Annotated in this window: 22 protein-coding genes and 1 tRNA gene; 15 read left to right on the forward strand and 8 right to left on the reverse strand. The window is 60.5% G+C overall.

From position 1 onward, the window contains the following. Positions 1 to 3 precede the first annotated feature (3 nt). The 8 genes from HMPREF3147_RS01100 (at position 4) to HMPREF3147_RS01135 (ending at position 7,228) form a co-directional block, all read left to right on the forward strand. Positions 4 to 1,638: a Gp37-like protein gene (locus HMPREF3147_RS01100; protein ID WP_070443526.1), complete on the forward strand. Its 1,635-nt coding sequence runs from the start codon at positions 4 to 6 to the stop codon at positions 1,636 to 1,638. Between the two features lie 2 nt (positions 1,639 to 1,640). After that, the gene (locus tag HMPREF3147_RS01105; RefSeq protein WP_070443528.1) at positions 1,641 to 2,234 is read left to right on the forward strand and encodes a hypothetical protein; all 594 of its coding nucleotides are present in this window, start codon (positions 1,641 to 1,643) and stop codon (positions 2,232 to 2,234) included. Beyond that, on the forward strand, positions 2,224 to 2,706 hold the full coding sequence (locus HMPREF3147_RS01110; RefSeq protein ID WP_070443530.1) for a hypothetical protein: 483 nt from the start codon (positions 2,224 to 2,226) through the stop codon (positions 2,704 to 2,706). Before HMPREF3147_RS01105 ends, HMPREF3147_RS01110 begins: the two co-directional genes overlap by 11 nt. A 17-nt stretch (positions 2,707 to 2,723) precedes the next feature. Further along, positions 2,724 to 4,559 carry a polysaccharide deacetylase family protein gene (locus tag HMPREF3147_RS01115; protein ID WP_141740695.1) on the forward strand — a complete coding sequence of 612 codons (1,836 nt, stop codon included), beginning with the start codon at positions 2,724 to 2,726 and terminating at the stop codon, positions 4,557 to 4,559. A gap of 72 nt (positions 4,560 to 4,631) precedes the next feature. Continuing rightward, on the forward strand, positions 4,632 to 6,080 hold the full coding sequence (locus HMPREF3147_RS01120; RefSeq protein ID WP_070443645.1) for a GH25 family lysozyme: 1,449 nt from the start codon (positions 4,632 to 4,634) through the stop codon (positions 6,078 to 6,080). Continuing rightward, the gene (locus HMPREF3147_RS01125) at positions 6,077 to 6,442 is read left to right on the forward strand and encodes a hypothetical protein (protein WP_070443535.1); all 366 of its coding nucleotides are present in this window, start codon (positions 6,077 to 6,079) and stop codon (positions 6,440 to 6,442) included. The genes HMPREF3147_RS01120 and HMPREF3147_RS01125 overlap by 4 nt, the downstream gene beginning before the upstream one ends. After that, positions 6,439 to 6,867 (forward strand): hypothetical protein, encoded by a 429-nt coding sequence (locus tag HMPREF3147_RS01130; protein ID WP_070443537.1) that lies wholly within the window; start codon positions 6,439 to 6,441, stop codon positions 6,865 to 6,867. Before HMPREF3147_RS01125 ends, HMPREF3147_RS01130 begins: the two co-directional genes overlap by 4 nt. Positions 6,868 to 6,871: 4 nt before the next feature. Next, positions 6,872 to 7,228, forward strand: a complete 357-nt coding sequence (locus tag HMPREF3147_RS01135) for a hypothetical protein (protein WP_070443540.1) — start codon at positions 6,872 to 6,874, stop codon at positions 7,226 to 7,228. A gap of 54 nt (positions 7,229 to 7,282) precedes the next feature. On the opposite strand, the gene HMPREF3147_RS13095 is transcribed toward HMPREF3147_RS01135, so the two are convergent. From HMPREF3147_RS13095 to HMPREF3147_RS01160, 5 genes are all read right to left on the reverse strand, one after another. Beyond that, entirely contained in the window at positions 7,283 to 7,879 is a 597-nt protein-coding gene (locus tag HMPREF3147_RS13095) for a MucR family transcriptional regulator (RefSeq protein ID WP_070443543.1), read from the reverse strand. Beyond that, on the reverse strand, positions 7,879 to 8,544 hold the full coding sequence (locus HMPREF3147_RS01145; RefSeq protein ID WP_070443544.1) for a hypothetical protein: 666 nt from the start codon (positions 8,542 to 8,544) through the stop codon (positions 7,879 to 7,881). The genes HMPREF3147_RS13095 and HMPREF3147_RS01145 overlap by 1 nt, the downstream gene beginning before the upstream one ends. Positions 8,545 to 8,627: 83 nt before the next feature. Further along, positions 8,628 to 8,816 (reverse strand): hypothetical protein, encoded by a 189-nt coding sequence (locus HMPREF3147_RS01150; protein WP_070443546.1) that lies wholly within the window; start codon positions 8,814 to 8,816, stop codon positions 8,628 to 8,630. 275 nt (positions 8,817 to 9,091) lie between these two features. After that, positions 9,092 to 9,165: transfer RNA gene (locus HMPREF3147_RS01155), tRNA-Arg, on the reverse strand. A gap of 60 nt (positions 9,166 to 9,225) precedes the next feature. Continuing rightward, a complete protein-coding gene (locus HMPREF3147_RS01160; protein WP_070443549.1) occupies positions 9,226 to 9,507 on the reverse strand; it encodes a LysR family transcriptional regulator in 282 nt (93 codons plus the stop codon). 76 nt (positions 9,508 to 9,583) lie between these two features. Between HMPREF3147_RS01160 and HMPREF3147_RS01165 the strand changes: the two genes are divergently transcribed. The 6 genes from HMPREF3147_RS01165 (at position 9,584) to ald (ending at position 16,820) form a co-directional block, all read left to right on the forward strand. Further along, the gene (locus HMPREF3147_RS01165; RefSeq protein ID WP_070443551.1) at positions 9,584 to 11,656 is read left to right on the forward strand and encodes a bifunctional copper resistance protein CopD/cytochrome c oxidase assembly protein; all 2,073 of its coding nucleotides are present in this window, start codon (positions 9,584 to 9,586) and stop codon (positions 11,654 to 11,656) included. A 221-nt stretch (positions 11,657 to 11,877) separates the two neighbouring features. Next, positions 11,878 to 12,522 (forward strand): single-stranded DNA-binding protein, encoded by a 645-nt coding sequence (locus tag HMPREF3147_RS01170; RefSeq protein ID WP_070443557.1) that lies wholly within the window; start codon positions 11,878 to 11,880, stop codon positions 12,520 to 12,522. 80 nt (positions 12,523 to 12,602) lie between these two features. Then, positions 12,603 to 14,273 (forward strand): energy-dependent translational throttle protein EttA, encoded by a 1,671-nt coding sequence (ettA, locus tag HMPREF3147_RS01175; RefSeq protein ID WP_070443559.1) that lies wholly within the window; start codon positions 12,603 to 12,605, stop codon positions 14,271 to 14,273. 49 nt (positions 14,274 to 14,322) lie between these two features. Then, positions 14,323 to 14,781: an acyl-CoA thioesterase gene (locus HMPREF3147_RS01180; protein WP_070443562.1), complete on the forward strand. Its 459-nt coding sequence runs from the start codon at positions 14,323 to 14,325 to the stop codon at positions 14,779 to 14,781. Next, the gene (locus HMPREF3147_RS01185) at positions 14,781 to 15,437 is read left to right on the forward strand and encodes a DUF8185 domain-containing protein (protein WP_070443584.1); all 657 of its coding nucleotides are present in this window, start codon (positions 14,781 to 14,783) and stop codon (positions 15,435 to 15,437) included. Before HMPREF3147_RS01180 ends, HMPREF3147_RS01185 begins: the two co-directional genes overlap by 1 nt. Before the next feature lie 300 nt (positions 15,438 to 15,737). After that, positions 15,738 to 16,820, forward strand: a complete 1,083-nt coding sequence (gene ald, locus HMPREF3147_RS01190; RefSeq protein ID WP_070443597.1) for an alanine dehydrogenase — start codon at positions 15,738 to 15,740, stop codon at positions 16,818 to 16,820. Here ald and HMPREF3147_RS01195 read toward each other — a convergent pair. Together HMPREF3147_RS01195 and HMPREF3147_RS01200 are read right to left on the reverse strand one after the other, a co-directional pair. Then, positions 16,817 to 17,206, reverse strand: a complete 390-nt coding sequence (locus tag HMPREF3147_RS01195) for a globin (RefSeq protein ID WP_070443600.1) — start codon at positions 17,204 to 17,206, stop codon at positions 16,817 to 16,819. The two genes, ald and HMPREF3147_RS01195, sit on opposite strands and share 4 nt — an antisense overlap. Before the next feature lie 2 nt (positions 17,207 to 17,208). After that, positions 17,209 to 18,210, reverse strand: coding sequence for a mechanosensitive ion channel family protein (locus tag HMPREF3147_RS01200; RefSeq protein ID WP_070443603.1), 1,002 nt, complete (start codon positions 18,208 to 18,210; stop codon positions 17,209 to 17,211). 115 nt (positions 18,211 to 18,325) lie between these two features. Here HMPREF3147_RS01200 and HMPREF3147_RS01205 point away from each other — a divergent pair, with 115 nt between their 5' ends. Continuing rightward, positions 18,326 to 19,486, forward strand: coding sequence for a cystathionine gamma-synthase (locus HMPREF3147_RS01205; RefSeq protein ID WP_070443606.1), 1,161 nt, complete (start codon positions 18,326 to 18,328; stop codon positions 19,484 to 19,486). A gap of 53 nt (positions 19,487 to 19,539) precedes the next feature. Here HMPREF3147_RS01205 and HMPREF3147_RS01210 read toward each other — a convergent pair whose 3' ends face one another. Continuing rightward, the gene (locus tag HMPREF3147_RS01210) at positions 19,540 to 21,429 is read right to left on the reverse strand and encodes an FAD/NAD(P)-binding protein (RefSeq protein ID WP_070443609.1); all 1,890 of its coding nucleotides are present in this window, start codon (positions 21,427 to 21,429) and stop codon (positions 19,540 to 19,542) included. Positions 21,430 to 21,472: the final 43 nt, after the last annotated feature.

A 21,472-nucleotide genomic window follows, 5' to 3' on the forward strand; every position in this document is an offset into this window, starting at 1 on the left:
CCTGTGGTTGACTGGCAACAGCATAAAGCCCACCGTGAAGCGGTCATGCAAGCCCACGGCCAGTATGTCGGACTGTACGACAAGAATTGGGAGCCGGTGCTCGATATTGAGGATTGGCTGGAAGCGGAGTGGGGTGGCATTTTCGCTGACGTGGGCAATATGTCCATGACCCTGCCGGGTGAGGTATCACCTGGTGTGGTCAACCCCGTGGTGGATTATCTTTTGCGCGATGATTTGCGCAACCTCGATAAGGGCGGCAGCCTTGATGCACTCATCCATGGCGCGGTGCATGTCGTGGTGGAGCGCCCCGGCCTACGTCGCCGTTGCTACCGCATCCTAGAGATTAGCCCGCACGGTGGCGACCCGGAGGGCAACCCCGCCGAGGTGGAACTGTCCGGCGTGGACTCGATGGAGCATTTGAAGCATTTGCCGTTGTGGGCGGACCCGTCGAACCGCTCGAAGGTGGTTCAGGCTCAGTGGGAGGACCGTCAGAACGGTAGTGCTGAGAAGGTTAGTCGTAAGCTGATTGGGCGCAACCTGATTGGCTACCAGCAGCCCTCGCTGCTGGGCACGATGTTCTCGTGGACGGACAAGTACACCACCCCTGAGCAGTGGAAGGACTTCAACCCTACGATGCACCCGGTGGTGTGCTCGCCCGTCATGTCGGGCAACCGCTCTGAGTGGTGTGTGGTGTCCGCGAGGTGGGATAACGCGTGGGATTTGCTTAAGGCTACGTGGGCGGCGGCTGGTGTGCAGCCTTTCGCGTGGCTGTGGCTACCCGGCGACCCCCAGCCCTTCCCTGAGTACACAACACTGTCTCTGCCGACGACGATTATCGACTTCGCCCCCAGGGCTACAGTCACCGGCGCTGCTGGCATCGTTGGGCAAGCGTTCCGTCAGTTGAAGCGGACGATTAGCAGTGATGACTTCATAACCTCTGTGACGGAGTTTGCGGACGTTGATGTACGCAATGCGGACGGGCGTAAGCCGTGGGTGGTGTACACGCTGATGGATGCGCCGAGCGTGCAGGTTCGTAAGTCCACTGACCATAGGTTTCTTGTTGGTGGTAAGTCTCCGGGCATGGTGAACAAGGTCGTCAACATTGGTATTAAGTCGGCTATCGCGGCGGCTGTGTCAGCTGTGCCGGTGATTGGTGGGCCTGCTGCTGAGGCGATTAAGGGAGCGGGTGAGCTGGCGGCGGAGATGTCCGCAGACCGCCTGTTTGTCCTCAACGAGTACGTGGACAAGAACCGCCAGTTCCACTATGGCCGCTCGCGTTTCACCGCGGTGTCCAAGCCGGGTGAGGCCAACACGGTCGACTCGCTTCAGAAGGCGTGGCAGGCGAAGCAGGAGACCGAGGGTGGCATCAGTGCCGAGTTCTCCATCGACAGCCCTGACCCGTATTTGCCTGGGCGTGATTTTGACCTGGGCGACACGATTGGTGTTACCGCATGGGGCGTCGTCTGGGCCGCATACGTGTCTGGCCTGACGTGGACCTCGAAGCCAGGGCAGGAGGTCGGCTGGCAACTGCGTATCGGTGACTACGCTTCGCTCGCGTCGCCGGGCGAGTTGTACCAGGCCAACAAGGAAAACATCCGCGCCGTCATCGGCAGGCTGGCCGTGACAAAGGGAGGATAGAGATGGATTACCGCTACATCGTGCCAACGGAAGTACCAGAGTCGGAGCATCCGTATGCGGGCCTGTTCCTCGGCATCGTGCCCGAGGGCTACGAAACGAGAGCAGCGCGCCACATCTTTGATGAGCTTGGTGCGCGCTTCGAGGTGGGGGAGCCGGAGACCATCACCATGAGCTGGGCGGTGGACTTCGATACCGATAGTGACCGCACCCGCGCCAACGTTGGGGACATCATGGACATGGTGGTTCCTGGTGCGGATAGGCGCGGTGTGCGCATCGTGGAGGGTCATCTACCACCCGGTATTAGGTTGGAGCGCCACACCGGCAAACTCGTCGGCGTGTTCTCCCGCCCCGGCCTGTACGACGTGACCCTCATGCTCGGCCCCGCGGTGAAACTCGACCCACTCGGCGGCAACGGAACACCAGGCGAAGCTGTGGCGTGGATACCCATCAATCAGCAGAGGGCTAGGGCTGAATCATCGACGCCCGCGCCTAAGACACTCGCAGACCTAACCGCTCTAGAGCTCTCCCAGCTAGCCGCCGAGGCCATGCGCCTAGAGCGTCTCAAAGCGATGGAGGAGCTAGACGATGGGGATTAGGCCAAACCAGGGCGACGAGGTTGAGCGTAATTACCGTGTCGATGGCAGCACCGAAGCCCAGCAACTAATCCACGAAGCGGAGCACACCGGCAACGAAGCAGGCAAAGTCTTCGCAGAGATTGACGCACAAGCTAGCTCCTCCAACAAGGGTATGAGCGAGCTTTCAAAAAGGGTCGCAGCACTGGAAGACAAGACCATCACTAGCGCTGTTCTCACCACCGGCGATAAGACGGGTTCATGGGCACCGTGGGATAAGTCTACGTGCCCGCCATGGCTCACCATCGGCGCAAGTTCCCTCACCATTCCGGAAGGCCGCTGGCGAATCGAAGTACTTAAAGGCCAAGTTGTCATCTACGAGAACGGGGCACTGAAAGACCGAGCTCCTGCCGGGTGGGATGGGGTGATTCTTGGTTCCTCCCAGGTCTATGACGGCACCGGAAACGCCACCCTCATCGTGACCAAGCTATATTAATCCAAAGGAGACAAGTCATGGCAGTAAAACTTCAAGGTAGACTTACCGACATCACCACGAGGCCGGTGGAGGATGTCACGTCGGTGTACGTGAAAACCCCGGTTATTCGGCCCGGGGATAAGGGGGCTATTTCCACTACACAGCCCCGGAAAGTGGATGTAGACCAGTCTGGGGAGTTCACGCTCACCACTGTGGCCGGCAAAGGCTGGCTGTATATTGAAGGCCCTGGCTGGTCTGACTCTATCCCGTTCGTCGCCGCCGAAGGCATGAAACTGTTCATTGAGGCCTGGGCGAATGCGTCTAGCTCGGGTGGCGTGTATGCCATCATTAAGGAACTTATCGATGCGATGGGTGGCGCCACCGAGCAGGAACTCCAAGACCTAGTGCAGCAGGCGAAGATGTATGCAGATGCAGCTTCTCGTGCTTCTGCTGCAGAATCGGTGTGGGATAAGGGGATGATTTCCGCAAAGACGGATATTCTCTCGCTTGCGCCGGGCCGCTATGGGCTTACGTCTGGTGCTGTGGCATCTTCGATGGGCCTGCCGGGTAACGCGCCGGGTGTGCTCATTGTGGATTATTTGGATGGGCCAAACGGGCGTTTGTATGGGCGTTTCTGGTGGGAGCACAAGGACAATACGTATGGGCGTATCCGCTACTCCGCGACGTCTTACAACGGATCGTTTAGTGGGTGGCTGGCAGATAATACGTGGCATAAGATGCCTTTGACCACCTCCGATAAGCTGGTTGAATTGCCGCCTGGGCGCTACCCGGTCGTGTCGGAGGACGTGGCTAAGGCACAGGGCCTGCCGTGGAGCGGTATGGGCTATTTAGAGATGGAGTGGCTGGGCACGAGCGCATTCCAGCGCGTGGACTGGTGGACAGGTGTTAACCCAACTCACCATTGGCGTATCTCCATCTACAACAAGTCTATGAGTGCGGCTACGTGGGAGCACCTGCACGGTGCAGACACCGGCGAAGATGAGGCAAATGCCTACCAGCTGGCTGGTGCGGACGCAGCTATTGAAGCCATGATCACCACCCACGACCCCACCAACTCCTACGTGGCTGACCATGCCGCCCTCGTGGGGGACTTGAAGCGCCGTATCGGGCCGGTCAATGTGGGTGAGGCCGGCGCGCTCGCGTTGGTCTTTGACCACGGCACCACTGCGTTCCGTGATTGGGTATGGCCAGAGCTGAAAAAGCGTAATTTGGTGGGCACTATGGCGCTCTGCCCCGAAGTCCACCTCGACGGCAAGGGCGATTCTCGACACCGCGCCACCAACGACGAAATCAAAGCGTGGATAGGTGAAGGCCTTGCTATCGCCTCACACTCCGGCGACCACGGCGGGGCGAAGACCACAACGGATCTTTACCGCCAGATTGTCGTTTCCAAGCAAGCACTCGAAACCAAGCTGGATACGAAGGTGGATTGTTGGGTACAGCCCGGTTACTCACTTGAGGGCGGAAACTACAAGGGCTTTGGCACAGGGCAGCTAGCCACTGACTACACCGACACCATGGCAGGCCGTCTTTTGCAGCAAACCTACCCGGTCATCACCGGATACGTGGGGGATGATTACCTTTACCCGATGCAGGAACTGCCGGTAGGTGTGCAGCGCTCCCTCATGGAGCGAAAAGACTCCGTTGCGCAGGTGCGTGACTACGTGCAGCAGGCAGCAGACCAAGGGCTAAAACACATCAGCTTCATCCACCCCTACGTCTTGGTCGATGAGTCTGACACCTACGCCACCAAGCAGGATTATATTGACCTTCTTGACCTCGTAGTACAGCTACGGGACACAGGGAAACTGAAAGTCCTCACGCTCCCGCAGTTAGCAATCGCAGAAAAATAACACACAAGCCCCGTTGACCGCACTGGTCACGGGGCTTCAATCATGCCCAAAAGGAGGGACAAAATGGTCACAATGCCAGTACCCAAGGGCTTCGTGGTCACAAGCCCATACGGCCCTAGGTGGGGCACGATTCATTACGGTGTGGACTACGGCGTCGCTGGCGGCTCAGGCGGCAAACCAATCTACGCGATTAAGGACGGCACCGTCATTCAGGCCGGGGCGGCGTCGGGTTTCGGGCAGTGGATTCGTATTGACCACCCCGCAAGCGTTGGGGGTAATGAGTCAGTCTACGGGCACATTATCCCTGAGGTGACCACGGGACAGCAGGTGCGCGAGGGGCAGCGCATCGGGCGGATTAACCCCAACTCGGCCACTAACGGCGGTGTGGCACCTCATCTGCATATCGAAGTGTACAAGTACTCGTGGGTGCCGCCTGCTCGTCGTGTTCTTGGGCAGACGATTCTTGACCCGCAGGAAGTCCTACGCGGGGCGAAGTGGCCGGGGGAGGCTCAGCCCACCAATCAGACCAAGTTGAAACCGGAGGCCGGAACATTGTTTGGCGTTGACGTTAGTGAGCACCAGGACGGAATGAGCCTCAAGCACGCGAATCTCGAGGGTATCGACTTCGCCATCATCCGCACCACGGACGGAACCTACAAGGACAGGTGTTACCGCTCGCATCTGGATGATGCTGAGGGCGCGGGGATGCTTACCGCTGCGTATCACTACCTCCGTAATCCCAGCGAGGGCACCGGCGTGGCGCAGCAGGTGCAGGCCTCCCTGGAAGTCATGGGCGACAAGAAACGCCCGATGTGGATTGACGTTGAGACCAACGCCGGTCTGCACGTTGACCACATCCGCCAGTGCAAGCGCGAGTTCGAGAAGCACGGCGTGCGCGTCATCGGCTGCTACTCCTACGTCCCGTATTGGGAGGGGCGCATCGCCCCGCGTGAGCCAGACAGCCACGAGTTCGGCGCGTTCTGGGTCGCCGCCTACGGCACCAACCCCCGTGGCAAGCCCCACGACATTTACCCCGGCGACCAGCACCGCCAATGGGACTACCCGCTCGGCAACCAGAAACCGGCGCTCTGGCAGTTCGGCAGCAACGCCCTAGTCGCCGGGCACAGTGTAGACATCAACGCTTTCAGGGGCAGCAGGGCACAGCTGGAAGCACTATTCACAGGCAAACAGAAGGAGGAGCTAAGCATGGCCGATATTCAAAGAATCCTCGACCACATAGACCGCAAAACCGAGGAGACCAAGCGGTACGTTGATATTCGAATCACCGGCCCCATCGGCTCGGATGTGAAGGACATTCGCCAGCAAATCACAGGCGGGCGCGACAAGATTGTCCGCGAGGACGGCACCGTAGACATTGAGGCCTCGTACCCCGGCTGGAAGCACCTAGGGGTGAATGAGAAGGGCAAGGGGATTACCCCGGTTGACGCCCTGGCCCTCATGACTCAGATTCTTGTCCGTATTGAGCGCAAGCTCGACCAGCTCCTAGGAGGCAAGCGATGACCCGACCCTCACCAATGCTCACTGAGGTGGGCGAGTACGTCGCTGGCGCGGTGGCTGCGGAGCTGGTGGCTCAGCCGTGGTGGCTACGCCGCAAAGCCACGATAATGCTCATTTTGCAGGCGGCGTCATGGCTATCCGGCGCGTTACCCGTGTATTTTGCTGGTGCCCCTGTGTGGTTCATCCTCGTCACAGGCTTCATCGGTACTACCCTCACCACGCTCATCAACGCCCTCACCGTTGACGGTGTCACCCCAAGCATGGAGGGCCGCCTTGCCGAGCAGGCCCAGGCCGCAGAAGCCGAGGCTACGGCCCCACCCTTGCCGGTCTACACCGGGCCAACCACAGCAGGGGAGCAGTCGTGAGATGGGAGAGCGCTAAACGCCGCGCCGCACGGTGGCTCGTCTCCGACGCCGCTGGCCTCCTAGCCCTCGGAAGTATCTCCATTGCACGCGGCATGTCCTACACGCCGGTGCTGGTTGACCCTGAGCGCAAGCCGACGCATTTCATGGAGAGTGTGCTTAACCCCCCGGCGTGGGCAGTGGTGTGGATCCTCATGGGGCTACTCTGCCTGTGCGCCACGCGGGTACCGAAGCTCGTACCCTCTGCTGTTGGCGCGGTGGTGGGGCTGCACTCCATGTGGGCCTTGAGCTTTATCTTCGCCACGGTATTCGACGACCTCCCCCGGGCCTGGGTGTCCTCCCTCGGATACATCGGAATCGCCACCATGACCCTCTACGCGTACGGGCGGGGGCAGACTAGTCAGGTCACAGTCACAGATGGGAGATGATGGTATGCCAGTAGACGGGCCGCTGGCAACAGTTATCGTCGGCGTGATTGGTGTCATCGGCACACTTATTGGTACTCACCTGACGGAGAAAAGCCAGAAGAAAAAGACGGAAATCGAGGCCAGAGGCCCAGAATGGGAGTCATTCACTAATAGTATTCGTGCGTGGACGAATGAGCAGCTGAAAGAACGCGACAAGTCGATTGCGGAGATGCGGGGCGAGATTGCGGAGCTGCGTGACAAATTGGAGGTGTGGAAAAGCCGCTACTTTGTCGCCGTGAATCATATCCGCCAGTGGCGACTGCGCCACCCGGAGAGCGTTGACGAGCTGCCTATCCCAGACGAGCTAGAAAACGACTTTTGAAAGTCTTTGAAGTTTTAGCCCTCACCCTGTACGGGTGGGGGTCTTTTCTGCGTTTTAGGGGGTTTCTGCCACAGGGAAGAAATTCCCCGAACCTCGGGATTCCCACCCAGGAGGCCTATACCGCTTAAGACGCTGATGGGCGGTTACGCGCTTCATTCCCAATGACTCCGCCAGTGAGCGGAGGGACACTGATGAATCCTCTAGGATTTTGTGCGCAAGCTCGGACCACTCAGGTATCCCAGGGGCAGCATTCAATACGTCGATTTCCTGCTGCGTGAGAGGCCTACCCCGCCGCGATTTAAGAGCAGCCACACGTCCCGCTTTCGCCCCCGCAGACCGATTCCGACTAATCTCACGCGACGCCTCCACCGCTTTAAGTGGGTTGCGGTGGGCGTCCAAGTCCGCGAGATGCTTACTGGAGTGCTTTTCCCACGAGGTGCGCATATTACCACGCACCTGCCGGGATACAAGAGGCTTTTGGGCATGTAGACCGTGACGCTCGCGATAGTCGGCAACCTTGATTTTATGGCCCAGGCTGACATGGGTAGAGAGGTGCTTGAATCGCTTGCCGTACTCATGGCATAGGAGGCCGTCGGGGTTTTCGTCGATTATGCCGTATTGGCCGTGTCCGTCTTTGTCGCCGACTTTCATTAGCGGCTCATTTTGCTAATCGCTTGTGGGGAGACGTTGGCGGCGCGGGCCACGCTGGCTTTGCTGGCACCGGCGGCAATGGCGGCGCGGATAGCTTTGTCACGCTCCTGGCGGAGCGCCTCAGCGGTGTCCGCAGCGTGCTGATATGCGAAGGCGGCTTCCTCCACGTCGGCGAGCTGGAGTTCCCCCAAATCCCCGGCGGCGCGGGCGGACTTCACAGCACCGATGAGGAAGTCTGCGTCGGCTTCGCTGATAGCGTCCTCGTCAATGTCGCGGTCGTCCAGCTCTTCGATTTGGGTGATGTAGGTGCGGAGTACGTCTGCGGCGGCGTCGGTGTCCATATCGAGCATGTAGTGCAGGGTTTCAGCAAGGTTGTTGATGGTGGTGCCCTCCTCCTCGCGGAGGTTGACGGTGGGCACGTCCCAGACGTGGCAGGCGAGGCCTTCTAGGATGTCGGCGGTCAGGGGGCGTGGCTCCGTGGGGACTTCGTCCTCGTCCAGCTCGGATTCGTCTAGTGGGTAGACCGCTTCGAATTGGTCTTGGTAGTCGCCGTATTGTGGGTCGCGGCGGTTGTCCTCGTGGTAGTCGATGAGTTGACGGCGAAGGTCTTCGAGGGTTTCGCCGGTCAGAGTGCGTTCTTTGTTGATAGTGGTGAGGGTGTACATGGTGGTGGTTCCTTTCTGGTGGGGTAATGGTCTGGTGCCCGGCGGGGGAGTCGAACCCCTGCTGCGACCTTCCGGGCTGCTTCTTAGAGGGCGTTGTTGGCGACTACGCCCCAGAAGTCGGCGTCCTGGTCAATGTGGAAGCCGTTGTCGCCGACGATGATGAGTTCATCTGCGATGGTGTCCACGTCGTGCTCTGCGGCCCATTCGCCGAGCGGCTCAATGATTTCGCGGAGGACGGCTTCGTTCTTGGTGGTGTAGGTGATGGTGGTCATTGTGTTTTCCTTTTCTCTGCGGCTCTCTGCCTTACACCTATAACTATACACCACCGGGTTTAGGTGTCAACCGGGTTGATATGTGTTTGCGGTCACATGCTGGGGGTGATTGAGCCGCCGCCGTCGAGAGTCAAAACGGCCATGCAATCCCACGACAATCCCACGACACGCGCCGCTGTAAACCGCCGTAAACCACTGCAAAAGACTGTAATGGTCAAAACGTAGAAACTCCCTCCCACCAGCATATTTACTGACAGAAGGGGGTTTCTCAAAAGTGCCCCCAGCAGGATTCGAACCCGCGACACATGGGGTAGAAACCCACTGCTCTAATCCACTGAGCTATGGAGGCGTACCGAAAACATCATAACGCACCGCTGCGGACCACCTGATTATCGGGCTATCGCTGGTGTTAGTTCTGCGCTGGTGTTGAGGAAGCAAATTCGGCAAGGCGGGCGGTGGCGGTGGTGAGGAGGGAATCGATCGAGGTAGCCACGCCGTAGAGATAATCCCCAGCCTCCGTGGTGTGGACTCCGCCGCGTCCGCGGGAAAGTAGCTTCACATTGAGATCTTTTTCAAGCTTGCGGACGGTCAGGCTCAAAGAAGGTTGCGTGAGCTGTAGCGCTTCCGCAGCTTGCGTGAAAGAACCGTGATCTACGACGGCCCGAAAGTGGTGAAGCTGGCGAGAGTCCATGAGAGCAGACTACACGAATGCTGAGAATAATTTACCTTTTAGGTAAGAGAACGTCTGTGGCGGTAGACTGCCCACCATGCACACTGAGAAAGAAAATCCCAGTTCACAGCACTTTCGGGGGCTGGCGCACTCGGGGTCGGGAGCGCAGCCTTCCCGCTTGTTGAATTTTTCTTTCGTCGTCTTCGCGGGCCTCGTGGGAGGAATTATTTCCTTGTTCTTTCTCGCGGATTCGCTTGCCGCCCTGGGCATCCCCGACCCAGGCCGCATGACAACGTTCGGCCTTCCCTTCTTCCGTGCGGTTGCCTGGATGCTCATGGCGCTAGCCATCGGTTCATTTATGTCCAGCGCCTTCTTGATTTACCCGGCCGTGCCGGACAAGGACAACGAGCGTCTCATCGAGGCTGGCCTGACCGTCGATGGGCACATTGCGGCGCGCACCGGCGCGTGGGCCGCCGTGGGCGCTGCGGTGGTGTCGTTGATTGAGGTTCCCCTCGTGATGTCGGACCTCACCGGTACCCCGTTGGGCCAAGTCCTCAACCCAGAGCTGATGGGCATGGCGGTGGGGCAGATTGCCACGTCGCAAGTGTGGCTGCTCACCGCGGGAATCGCAGCGCTCGTTGCCATCATGGGCTTTGTTGCGCGCACCTGGGCGGGACAGGTTGCCACGTTCTTCCTGTCGCTGTTGTTGACGGTGCCCCTCGGCATGGAGGGTCACTCGGCCTCCGGCGGCGATCATGATTACGGCACGAACTCGCTGCTATTGCACCTTTTCTTCATCATGCTGTGGGTCGGCGGGCTCATGGGTCTCATTGCGCATGGCCGCCGCCTAGGCCCTGACATGGGCGTGGCGGTTCGCCGCTACTCTACGGTTGCGCTGCTGTCCATCTTGGGGCTGGCGGCGACCGGTGTGGTCAACGCGCTCATCCGCGTTGAGCTAGGGGATTTATTCACCACTCGCTATGGCTTGCTGGTGTTGAGCAAAACAGTGCTCACCGTGGTGCTCGCGGCCATCGGCTTTGTGCATCGCCGGGTCACCATTCCCCAGCTGCAACGCGCGCCGCGCCTGTTCATCCGGGTGGCCGTGGTGGAGGTTCTCATCATGGCGGCCACAGTCGGCGTGGCCATCTCGATGGGCCGTACACCGCCCCCGCCGCCGCGGGATCCGAACCTCAACGCCATGCAGATCCTCGTGGGCTACGAGCTTTTCGACGCCCCCACAGCCACCAACGTGTGGACCATGTTCCGCTTTGATCTCATGTTTGGCTCGCTCGGACTCGTGCTAGCCGGCTTCTACCTGTACGCGCTCTGGCGTCTGAAGCAGCGTGGGCTGACGTGGTCGGCGGTGCGTACTACCTGGTTCCTTGTGGGCTCACTGGGCCTGACGCTGATCCTGAGCAATGGCATCGGCCTATACATGCCGGCGCTGTACTCTATGCACATGTTGGTGCACATGATTCTGTCGATGGCAATTCCCCTGTGCCTCGTGTTGGGCGCCCCAGTGACGCTGGTGATGGAAGCCTTTGAGCCGGGTGAGCCGGGCAAGCCGACGCTTCACGACGCCGCCGTCGCCCTCACCAAATCCCGTACCCTGCGTGTGCTCACGCACCCAGCGGTCAATGTCCTGCAGTTCCTGGCCATCCTCTACGTGCTCTACCTCTTCCCGAGCTTCTATGAGGTCGCCATTTCGGAACATGCAGGGCACGTCATCATGAACTGGGTCTTCTTGATTTCCGGCTATATCTACTACTGGGAGGTCATCGGCCCGGATCCGCTGCCGTGGCGCGCGCCCACGGGCGTTCGCCTGTTGATTCTGTTTGTGTCGATGCCCCTGCACCTCTTCGCCGGTGTTTATCTCATGCAGATGCAGGTGATTCTTGGTTTGGACTTCTATGAATCCTTGAACCTGCCGTGGAACCCGGACTTTGTGAAGGACCAGCGGACCGGCGGCGGCATTTCTTGGGGATTCGGCCAATTCCCGCTGGTGATTGTGTTCGGCTCACTATTCCGGGACTGGCTGCGGGAAGATCGCGCGACTGCTCGGCGCTATGATGCTAAGGCAGACGTGGACGGCGATGCTGATCTGGAACGCTATAACGCGATGCTCAAGCAAATGGGGGAAGGCGACGAATCTAGCTTCCGCCAGCACTAGGGGTGCCAGCACGAGAGAGCTGGCGCGTCCAGGGTGATGGAAAGGGTACTTCTGCCTGGATAAACGGATTTTTTGTTGACGCTTGCAACAAGTTATCCACAGGTTGCTGGCGGAGTCATTGCGGGTGCTGTTCCTGGTGGCAAAGATGCGAGGTAAGGGAGGCGCATCGCTTCCTCAACCGCAAGAAAGCTACCAGCCATGACCAGCAAAGGAATCAAGCAATGTCTCAATACCCAATTTCCATTACAGGACGTCTGACTCACGACCCGCACCTGACCAAAATCAGCGACACCATGTATAAGGCCCGCATCCGTATCGCTTCTTCCCGCAGCGTTCCGGAGAAAGACGAGGAAGGCAAAACCGTATGGCGGGAGCTGGATCTCAACTTTATCGATGGAGAAGTGTGGGGGCAGTGCGCCATCAACGTGAAGAAGTCACTGTTTAAGGGCATGCCCGTCTTCGTTATGGGCTCCATCGTGACTGACCGGTGGGAAGATCAGCACGGTGCGAAGCGCTCTAGGACCTATATCAAAATCGCCCACGTGGGCCTGGACCTCAACCGCTTCTGCATCACCTCTACAAAGATCGGTACCTCCTATGGTGAGGAGGGCAGCGAAGCCCTCTGGCTAGGGGAGAATCCGCCGGTTTTGGACGTGGATTACACGGCGCCGCCGAGCGATTCACAAAACGCAAGGGATACGCAGAACACAGAGAGCACAGAAGGCTCGGAGAGTGCAACGGAAGAAGCAATGCCAGCTGCATTGCGGCCGGGAGATACTCCGCAGGACACCGCGGCGGACCGTCAGCAAGCGCAGTCCGGGGCTGAGCCATACCTTGAACCGGAGCCAGAAGAAGCGATGGTCTAAGGACAAAGGACTACCGCCGCCCATGTCATGTAGTCTTTGTACTGTTATTTACCAATCCTGACAGAAGCAAAGGGTGAAACATGGGCGAATTCATCTACACGATGAAAAACGTGCGTAAGGCCATCGGTGACAAGGTTATTTTGGACAACGTCACCATGGCTTTCTACCCGGGCGCCAAGATCGGCGTCGTGGGCCCCAACGGTGCAGGTAAGTCCTCGATCCTGAAGATTATGGCCGGACTGGATCAGCCTTCCAACGGTGAGGCCTTCATCGATCCGGGCAAGACCGTCGGCATCCTCCTCCAGGAGCCGCCGCTCAACGAGGAAAAGACGGTCCGTGAGAACGTCGAAGAGGGCCTTGGAGAAATTTTCCAGAAGAAGCAGCGCTTCGAAGAGATTGCCGAAGAGATGGCCACCAACTACTCCGATGAACTCATGGAGGAGATGGGCAAGCTCCAGGAGGAGCTGGATGCTGCCGATGCCTGGGAAGTGGATTCCAAGATCGAGCAGGCCATGGAAGCACTGCGCTGCCCGCCGTCCGATGACCCGGTGACCAACCTCTCCGGTGGTGAGCGCCGCCGCGTCGCGCTGGCCAAGCTGCTGCTGAGCGAGCCGGACCTGCTGCTGCTCGACGAGCCTACTAACCACCTTGACGCCGAGTCCGTCCAGTGGCTGGAGAAGCACCTCGAGTCCTACCCGGGTGCGGTCCTCGCAGTGACCCACGACCGCTACTTCCTCGACCACGTCGCGGGCTGGATCTGTGAGGTGGACCGCGGCAAGCTCTACCCCTACGAGGGCAACTACTCCACCTACCTGGAGAAGAAGGCCGAGCGTCTCGAGATTGCTGGCGCTAAGGACAAGAAGCTGCAAAAGCGCCTCAAGGACGAGCTCGCGTGGGTTCGCTCCGGTGCGAAGGCCCGCCAGGCCAAGAACAAGGCTCGTCTCCAGCGCTACGAGGAAATGGCTGCGGAGGCCGAGCAGTACAAGAAGCTCGACTTCGAAGAGATTCAGATTCCGACTCCGCCGCGCCTGGGCAACAAGGTCGTGGAGGTCAAGAACCTGACCAAGGGCTTCGACGGCCGTGTCCTCATCAAGGATCTTTCCTTCACCTTGCCGCGCAACGGCATCGTCGGTGTTATCGGGCCGAACGGTGTGGGTAAGTCCACCCTGTTCAAGACCATCGTGGGCTTGGAACAGCCGGATTCGGGTTCCGTTGACGTCGGCGAGACTGTCAAGCTGTCTTATGTTGACCAGGGCCGCGAGAACATCGACCCGGAGGCCACCGTGTGGGAGGTCGTCTCCGACGGGCTGGATTACATCCACGTCGGTCAGAACGAGATGCCGTCCCGCGCCTACCTCTCCGCTTTCGGTTTCAAGGGTGCTGACCAGCAAAAGCCTTCCAAGGTCCTCTCCGGTGGTGAGCGTAACCGCCTGAACCTGGCCTTGACCCTCAAGGAAGGCGGCAACCTGATCCTTCTCGATGAGCCGACCAACGACTTGGACGTGGAAACCCTGGGCTCCCTGGAAAACGCCCTGGAGAAGTTCCCTGGCTGCGCCGTGGTCATCTCCCACGATCGCTGGTTCCTCGACCGCACCTGTACTCACATCTTGGCGTGGGAGGGCAACGTCGCAGAAGGCCAGTGGTTCTGGTTCGAGGGCAACTTCGGCGACTACGAGAAGAACAAGGTCGAGCGTCTCGGCGAGGAGGCTGCACGCCCGTCCCGCGTTACCCACCGTAAGCTCAGCCGCTAGGGCCTTTAAGTCCCTAGCGTTAAAGCACGAACTCCGGAAGGAACCTGGAATGTCCGCTCAGAATGTTGTGTCGGAGGAGACCAAGGACAACGTCCACGCGCTTACTGTGGGCGTGCGCTGGTCGGACTTTGACATGTACGGCCACATGATGAATGCCAACTTCATTGAGCTGGCGCAGGAGGCGCGCTTGGCTTTTGCCATGCACCACTTCTACGCACGTGGCGTCAATATGGTGGCTTTCGTTCGTCACATCGAAGCGGACTATGTCCGCCCCATCAAGTGGGATGGACGCCATGGAACGGTGACGGTGGAAACCACGGTGGTGCGCCTCGGCACCACGTCTTTCACTACTCGCCAGACGATCAAGGATGCGCAGGGCCAAGTGGCCTGCGTCATTGATTGCGTGCAGGTCACCATTGACCCGGACACTCAGATGCCGCGAGAGGTCTCTGAGCAGGAGCGCAACATTATCCTGGAGCACGCTGTCGTCGAGCTTGAGCAGCAGTAATGGAGCGCGAAACTCTGACATTGCGCAGCGGTGGGGTAGGGCTGCGTGCCCTCCTCTCCCGCGCGACGGGGCTGGATGCATCCGCAGCGGTGCGCCTGCGTCAGTACGACACCAACCAGGCCGAGGTCTTTGTGACCACGCCGTTCGACGTCGTCGTGGCTCGGCGTTGCGAGGGGACTGTGGGCCGCGACGGTGCTGTGGTGTCGGCGCAGGCGCTTCTCGATGCCCTCCACACCGCCCCTGATTCCCTCGGCCACGAGGGAGGCGTGGAACTTGATTTAGGTCCAGCACGTGATCCGTCCTGGCCGGGGGCCTTGCCGCCGGCACAGGGTTTTAGGGAGATCGACTCGCTGCCGGTCGACGTTGTCCGTGAACTCGCGGACAAGGGCCGCCAGCTGGCCCGCCAATTCTCCGGGCCGATGGGACCTCCGAAGAGCCTGCTGAATCAGACGGTGCTCACCGTGAATGATGCGGAGACTCAGGTGGAGATTCCTATGCGGATGATTTTCGCCTGCACGAGCTTGGGGCTCATCCCGGGCTTTGCCGCCTCACTCGAGATCCCCCGCCACCTTCGCGTGGCGGGCAAGGGGCGCTGGGTGCGCCTTGATGCGCCTTATGGCAGCGTTTACCACTCGACGCGGCTGTCCTTGTTCTAAAGGTCTAAAGCAGTGCGTACCCCGCCAGTGCGGCGCCTACGGCGACCGTCCACGGCGGGGCTTTGCATAAGAGTGCTATTCCTGTGCCCACTGCGATGAGCGCCGAGGCCCACCCCGTAACTCCGTGAGTGATGATGGGGCTTACAGGACCGTACATCGCGCAGTGTGCTCATGCTCCGCATACTAACGTCTGACGGGGAGCCGTGCCTGCTGAGCAGGAACAACACATCTAAGGGGTGATCTGCGTTACCCTAAAGGGGTCGAATTCTTTTTCTTCAGCAAAAGGAGATGGCTCGAAGCATGCGTATTGGCGTACCCAAAGAAATCATGAATAACGAAAACCGCGTCGCGCTTACCCCCAGCGCGGCCGGGACGCTGGTGAAGGATGGCCATGAGGTTGTAGTGGAAACAACGGCCGGGGAAGGTGCTTCGTTTCCGGACTCCAGCTATGAAGAGGTCGGCGCGATCATCGTTCCCTCCGCAGCGGAGGCCTGGGCTGCGGATATGGTGGTCAAGGTTAAAGAGCCACTCGAGTCAGAATATGGATATCTGCGCGAGGACCTCCTGCTGTTCACCTACCTGCACCTGGCTGCGGACCGCCCGTTGACGGAAGCGCTGATCACATCGGGGACGACGGCCGTAGCCTATGAGACGGTGACCGATTCTCGCGGCACCCTGCCACTGTTGACCCCGATGTCCCAGGTTGCTGGTCGTCTTGCCGTAATCGAGGGCGCGCACCATCTGCTCTCCACCGAAGGTGGGCGCGGTTTGCTGGTTGCTGGCGTACCAGGCACGCGGCCAGCCCGCGTTGTCGTTATCGGTGGTGGCCAAGTGGGGGCGTCGGCAGTGGCAATGGCGCACGGCCTGCGCGGCGAGGTGACGGTGTTGGACCTTGACCCGCACGTGTTGCAGCGCTTCGATGAGCAGTATCAGGGCAGCGTGCGCACCATTGTGTCGGATCCGGCGGCGCTCGAGGCTGAGTTGCTGGAGGCGGACTTGGTTATCGGCGCGGTGTTGGTTCCAGGTGCTGCGGCGCCGAAGTTGGTGCGCGAAGATATGGTCGAGCGGATGAAGAAGGGCGCTGTGCTTGTCGACGTCGCCATTGACCAAGGCGGCTGCTTTGAAAACTCCCGAAAGACCTCGCACGATGATCCCACCTTCAAGGTGCACGACACGATCTTCTACTGCGTGGCCAACATGCCGGGCGCGGTAGCGAATACCTCCGCCCGGGCGTTGGGCTCTGCCACGCTGCCCTATATGCGTGCAGTGGCTGCTGATGGCTTTGACGGTGCGGTTGAGCGCTACCCAGGCTTGGGCGATGGACTCATGACTCGTGGGGGAGAGCTGCTGTCCCAGCCGGTAAAGGACGCCTTCGGGCTTTAGGGAGCGCGGTTGATGAGCATCGCCGCCACTCGCTCCATGTGGTCCCAAATCATGGCGCGATAGGCCGGCGGGATGGTCTCCTCGTCGATCTGCGCTAAGGAGTTGCCCATGAGCTCGAGCCAGCGATCATGGGCGGCCATGTCGATGGGGTAGGGCGCATGGCGCATGCGCAGGCGAGGGTGGCCGCGCTGCTCGGAAAAGAGCTGTGGCCCTCCCCAATACTGCACAAGGAACCAGGTCAGGCGCTGTTCTGATCCCTCCCAGTCCTGCTGTGGGTACATCGGGCCGATGAGATCATCCTCGCGCACCTGGGCGTAGAAACCGCCGACGAGTTTCTCAAAGGTCTCCATTCCGCCGACGGCGTCGTACACGCTCGTTGGTTGCACGCCTAATCTTCCTTTCTCGTCAGGCTGGGTTCTTCCAGATCAAAGATAGCCATCCCCCGCGGGTAGGGCGTGGTAATTCCTTCCGTGTGCATGGCGGTGAGGATTTTCGCCTGCATGGCGCGCTGCACATCCCACTGCTTGCCCGGTAGCGTCTTGACGGAAACGCGGTAGGACATGTGGTCCACTTCCAGGCCAGACATGCCGTTGACCGTGGGGGTGGCCAGGATGAAGTCCTTGATGTCGGAGTCGCGGGCGGCTTCTTCTGCTGCGGTGGTGATGACGTCGACTGCTCGGGTGGGGTCGTTGCTCAGCGCGATGGGGACCTGGACGCGGGCTACGGAGTAGCGGTCGGAGTGGTTGGCCACCTGCAGGATTTCGCCATTGCGGACGTACCATAGCGCGCCATCGATGTCGCGGACCGTGGTGATACGCAGGGAAATGGACTCTACATCGCCGAAGACCCCGTTGCCGAGGTCGATGGTGTCACCGATGCCGTACTGGTCCTCCATGAGCATGAAAATGCCGGAGAGGAAGTCCTTGACCAGCGCCTGGGCACCGAAACCAAGGGCGACACCAACCACGCCGGCTGAGGCCACGAGCGGGGCGACGTTGACTCCGAGCTTGTCTAAGATGGCCAGCACTGCCCAGACCCAGACGAATATGGCGACCGCGGAGCGGCCGACGCCGGCGAGAGTCTGGATGCGGGAGGTGCGCCGTGCCTCTTGCGTTTTCTCGAGCGCCTTATCGGTTGTTCGGTGAGCTTTGCGAGGGGAGAGCGGCGAGCTGAGCTTGCCTTTCTTGATGCTGTTGTCTGCCAGTTTGGTGATGAGCCGACGCAGCAGCCAGCTACCGATGATGGCGACTATGAGGATGAGCGCGATGCCGATGGGTTTGTCTATGAGCCAGGACTGCATGTTTTCTGTCTGCCACCAGCGGGTGACCGCGTCGACAGCCCCGTCGCTCTGCTCGGCGGAGGCGCTTAGGTATGTGGTTGATCTGGTCACGTGTGTCCTTTCTGCTATCGCTCACGTCTGACGCCTACCGATGGTAGGGAAGAGAGTTGAATATAAAAAGCTAGTCTTTCTCGCAACTGAACAGCTTGGTCTAGACTTGTGCCTCATGACTGACAACCGCACTCTTGGCTTTTCTTCCCGTTCCATCCATGCCGGTTACCAGCCGGATCCTTACATGGGATCCATCAACGTACCGATTTACGCTTCCACCACGTACCAGCAGGATGGCCTCGCGCAGCTGCGCGGCGGCTACGAGTATGGCCGCGTGGCCAACCCCACCGTTCATTCCCTAGAGAAGACCCTCGCGGCGCTAGAGAATGCCGAGTATGCTCGCTGTTTCGCCACGGGCATGGCGGCCGTCGATACCCTCATCCGTATCATCGTGCGCCCAGGTGACCACGTGATTTTGGGTAACGATGCCTACGGCGGCATGTACCGTCTCCTGCACCATGACTACGGTGAGTGGGGCATCGAGCTGTCCATCGTTAATACCGCCGATACCGCGGCCGTGGAGGCAGCGTTGAAGGAGAACACCAAGCTCATTTGGTTGGAGACCCCGACCAATCCGGCGACGACGATCACGGATATCGCTGCGGTCACTAAGGCAGTCAAGGCGGCTGGCGACGTCCAGATTGTCGTCGACAACACCTTCGCCACTCCCTACCTGCAGAACCCTCTGGAGCTGGGCGCGGATCACGTTCTGCACTCCACCACGAAGTACCTGGGCGGCCACTCGGATGTGCTGGGTGGTGCGGTCGTGACCAATTCCGCTGAGATGGATGAGCGCCTGCTGTATTTCCAAGGAAACGTCGGTGCGGTGTCCTCGCCTTTCGACGCCTACCTCACCGCCCGCGGCATCAAGACCTTGGAAGTCCGCATGGATCGCCACTGTTCCAATGCGCAGGCTGTGGCTGAGTTCTTGGAATCCCGCCCAGAGGTCAAGCAGGTGCTCTACCCGGGCCTGCCCTCGCACCCGGGCCACGAGCTGGCGAAGAAGCAGATGCGCGGCTTTGGCGGCATGATGTCCGTGCGCTTCCATAGCGAGGAGCATGCTCGCCAGATTTGTCTCAACACCAAGCTCATCTCATTGGCGGAGTCCCTCGGCGGTGTGGAGTCCCTCATTGAGCACCCGCAGAACATGACGCATATCTCCGCGGAAGGCTCCGAACTCGTCCCACCGGCAGACCTCGTGCGCATCTCCGTGGGCATTGAGTCCATTGATGACCTGCTCGCAGACTTGGAGCAAGCCCTCGACGCCCTGGACTAAAACCACCGAGAGCGCCAAGGCAGTGTGGGCCTCGGCGCTTGCGCTGTGTGAGGTTAGAGGGAAGTGAGCAGGGAACCGGCCGTGCGGTCGGTTTCTTGCAGCATGAGCGGATCGGTGCCCGGCATGGGGGAGATGGTGGTATCCGGCCACTGCGAATAGGTGGGGATGCCGACGATGTGCAGGCGCGGGTCCTCGGTGCCGCCGGGGTTGACCACGCGACGGTTCCATGTCGTCTCCGGCGAGCCGGTGGCCTGCCCATGGTCGACGAACGCGCGAACACGTCCGTTGAGGGATACCGCAAGTGGGTCGCCGGCGCGGCGGACATCGGGGGAGTGCATCCAGGCGTCGATAAGCCAGGTGGAGGAAGCCTCGCCGTGCGCGGTGCGCAGCGTGAACTTCTCACCGATCTCCAGCTGGGGGCGCTGGCCCAGGAAGGTGACGAGGCCGGCGTCGACAAGCGCCAGCAGCTGGCGGGTGCGGAAGAGCGGCGGGCCGGAGCCCACCATCTGCCCAAAGGCCATGAACTCCTTGTAGGTGCTGGTCCGGGACTCCCACGTCATCCGGCCCTCCGAGCCGGCGATGGAGGAGGGCTTGCGCGCGGCTGAGATGGCCCACAGCGCGGACTTCAGCGGGGAATCGGCGGCGGCGACGGCCTCCCGGATATCGCGGGCGAGGCCCTCGGCGATGTACTCGGTGATCTCGGCGCCCTCCGCGCTGTCGAAGTCCGCCAGCGGGTTCGCCCAGTGGGCAAGGTCGAGGGGGTCAGTCGATGCGCCCTCCAGCGCCACGCGCAGCTGATCCGCCATGCCTCGGAGATCTGGGGCGGTGAGCTCCGTGGAATCAATCGTGGCGAGGATATCCGCAAGCGGGCGCTGCAGGGCATCTGGGAATACACGAGCCTGGTTCTCGTAGTATTCGGCGTAGGAATCACGCAGAATGTGCGGTAGCAGCTGCGTGCTAAAGTCCAGCTCCGCTTCCGGATCAAGCGCGGCGACCGCGACGCGGAAGCGGGTCAGCTCAGCCTTTGGTGGCAGCGCGTGATACTCCGACTTCGGGATATAAGGGTAGCCGCGGCCGGAGGAGACGATGAAGTGCGGTTCCTCGCCGTTGGGTTCGTAGCGCAGTCCGGAGCGGGTGGAGGGATCCTCGACGAACTCGCCGCCGCGGTCGATGGTGAGCAGCGCCATGACGTCGAAGAAGCCCATGCCCAGGCCCCGAACTAGGACCTTCTCGCCCGCAGGAACCTCAGACACCGGTTGCTCCACCGGGTTATCTGGGCGCACCCAGTGCAGGCCGGAATCTGCGGCCTCCGCCAGGGCACGCTCGGACTCGGTCAGGGCAGGCACCTGCCAGCCATAAGCCAGGACGGTGGCATCGGCGGTGACGGTGGTGCCGTCGGAAAGCTCGATGGCGTCCTGTTCACCGCGCTCCTCTACGGACAACGCGCGCGCACGGTGCTGGACGACGTCCACGCTCTCCGGCAGCTGAGCCAGCGCAACCTCGAAGACCCACTCCAAGTAGGCGCCGTAGAGCGCGCGGGAAGGGTTGGATTCCGGGCGGGTCTGCGCGAGCTCTGTGGCAAATGAGGCGGCGAGCCCCTCGCGCGGCGGGTGGGAATCATAAAGCTTTAGCTTGGCGGGCGCGATGTCGGGGCGCTCGCCGCGCAGAAGCTGGATCCACTCGTAGAGAATGGGACCCTCCAGCACCGGCGCGGTGGTCGTGGAATCAGGCTCGGTGAATAACGTGACCGCGCCAGCCAGGGTGTTCATGCACAGCGTGCGGGTCTGATCCGTATCCCAAATGCGGCCGGCGCCCAGCGGGGCATCGTCGATGATGTGGAGTCGCAGGGGTGAATGAAGGGGGGTCGCGCGCAGATGGGCCGCAAGGCGCTCGACCAGCGAGATACCGCGCGGGCCGGCCCCGACGATGGCGATGGCGGGCATATAAATCAACCTCAAACTTTTAGACTGTGCTGTCTAGTGGAAT

The organism is Corynebacterium sp. HMSC05D03 (assembly GCF_001807205.1).
Lineage (GTDB): Bacteria > Actinomycetota > Actinomycetes > Mycobacteriales > Mycobacteriaceae > Corynebacterium > Corynebacterium aurimucosum.

Bases quoted from the DNA above. Each gene is read 5' to 3' on its own strand.
- HMPREF3147_RS01105 (WP_070443528.1), top strand. From the start codon at position 1,641: ATGGATTACCGCTACATCGTGCCAACGGAAGTACCAGAGTCGGAGCAT.
- HMPREF3147_RS01110 (WP_070443530.1), top strand. From the start codon at position 2,224: ATGGGGATTAGGCCAAACCAGGGCGACGAGGTTGAGCGTAATTACCGT.
- HMPREF3147_RS01115 (WP_141740695.1), top strand. From the start codon at position 2,724: ATGGCAGTAAAACTTCAAGGTAGACTTACCGACATCACCACGAGGCCG.
- HMPREF3147_RS01120 (WP_070443645.1), top strand. From the start codon at position 4,632: ATGCCAGTACCCAAGGGCTTCGTGGTCACAAGCCCATACGGCCCTAGG.
- HMPREF3147_RS01125 (WP_070443535.1), top strand. From the start codon at position 6,077: ATGACCCGACCCTCACCAATGCTCACTGAGGTGGGCGAGTACGTCGCT.
- HMPREF3147_RS01135 (WP_070443540.1), top strand. From the start codon at position 6,872: ATGCCAGTAGACGGGCCGCTGGCAACAGTTATCGTCGGCGTGATTGGT.
- HMPREF3147_RS13095 (WP_070443543.1), bottom strand. From the start codon at position 7,879: ATGAAAGTCGGCGACAAAGACGGACACGGCCAATACGGCATAATCGAC.
- HMPREF3147_RS01145 (WP_070443544.1), bottom strand. From the start codon at position 8,544: ATGTACACCCTCACCACTATCAACAAAGAACGCACTCTGACCGGCGAA.
- HMPREF3147_RS01150 (WP_070443546.1), bottom strand. From the start codon at position 8,816: ATGACCACCATCACCTACACCACCAAGAACGAAGCCGTCCTCCGCGAA.
- HMPREF3147_RS01160 (WP_070443549.1), bottom strand. From the start codon at position 9,507: ATGGACTCTCGCCAGCTTCACCACTTTCGGGCCGTCGTAGATCACGGT.
- HMPREF3147_RS01165 (WP_070443551.1), top strand. From the start codon at position 9,584: ATGCACACTGAGAAAGAAAATCCCAGTTCACAGCACTTTCGGGGGCTG.
- HMPREF3147_RS01170 (WP_070443557.1), top strand. From the start codon at position 11,878: ATGTCTCAATACCCAATTTCCATTACAGGACGTCTGACTCACGACCCG.
- ettA (WP_070443559.1), top strand. From the start codon at position 12,603: ATGGGCGAATTCATCTACACGATGAAAAACGTGCGTAAGGCCATCGGT.
- HMPREF3147_RS01180 (WP_070443562.1), top strand. From the start codon at position 14,323: ATGTCCGCTCAGAATGTTGTGTCGGAGGAGACCAAGGACAACGTCCAC.
- HMPREF3147_RS01185 (WP_070443584.1), top strand. From the start codon at position 14,781: ATGGAGCGCGAAACTCTGACATTGCGCAGCGGTGGGGTAGGGCTGCGT.
- ald (WP_070443597.1), top strand. From the start codon at position 15,738: ATGCGTATTGGCGTACCCAAAGAAATCATGAATAACGAAAACCGCGTC.
- HMPREF3147_RS01205 (WP_070443606.1), top strand. From the start codon at position 18,326: ATGACTGACAACCGCACTCTTGGCTTTTCTTCCCGTTCCATCCATGCC.
- HMPREF3147_RS01210 (WP_070443609.1), bottom strand. From the start codon at position 21,429: ATGCCCGCCATCGCCATCGTCGGGGCCGGCCCGCGCGGTATCTCGCTG.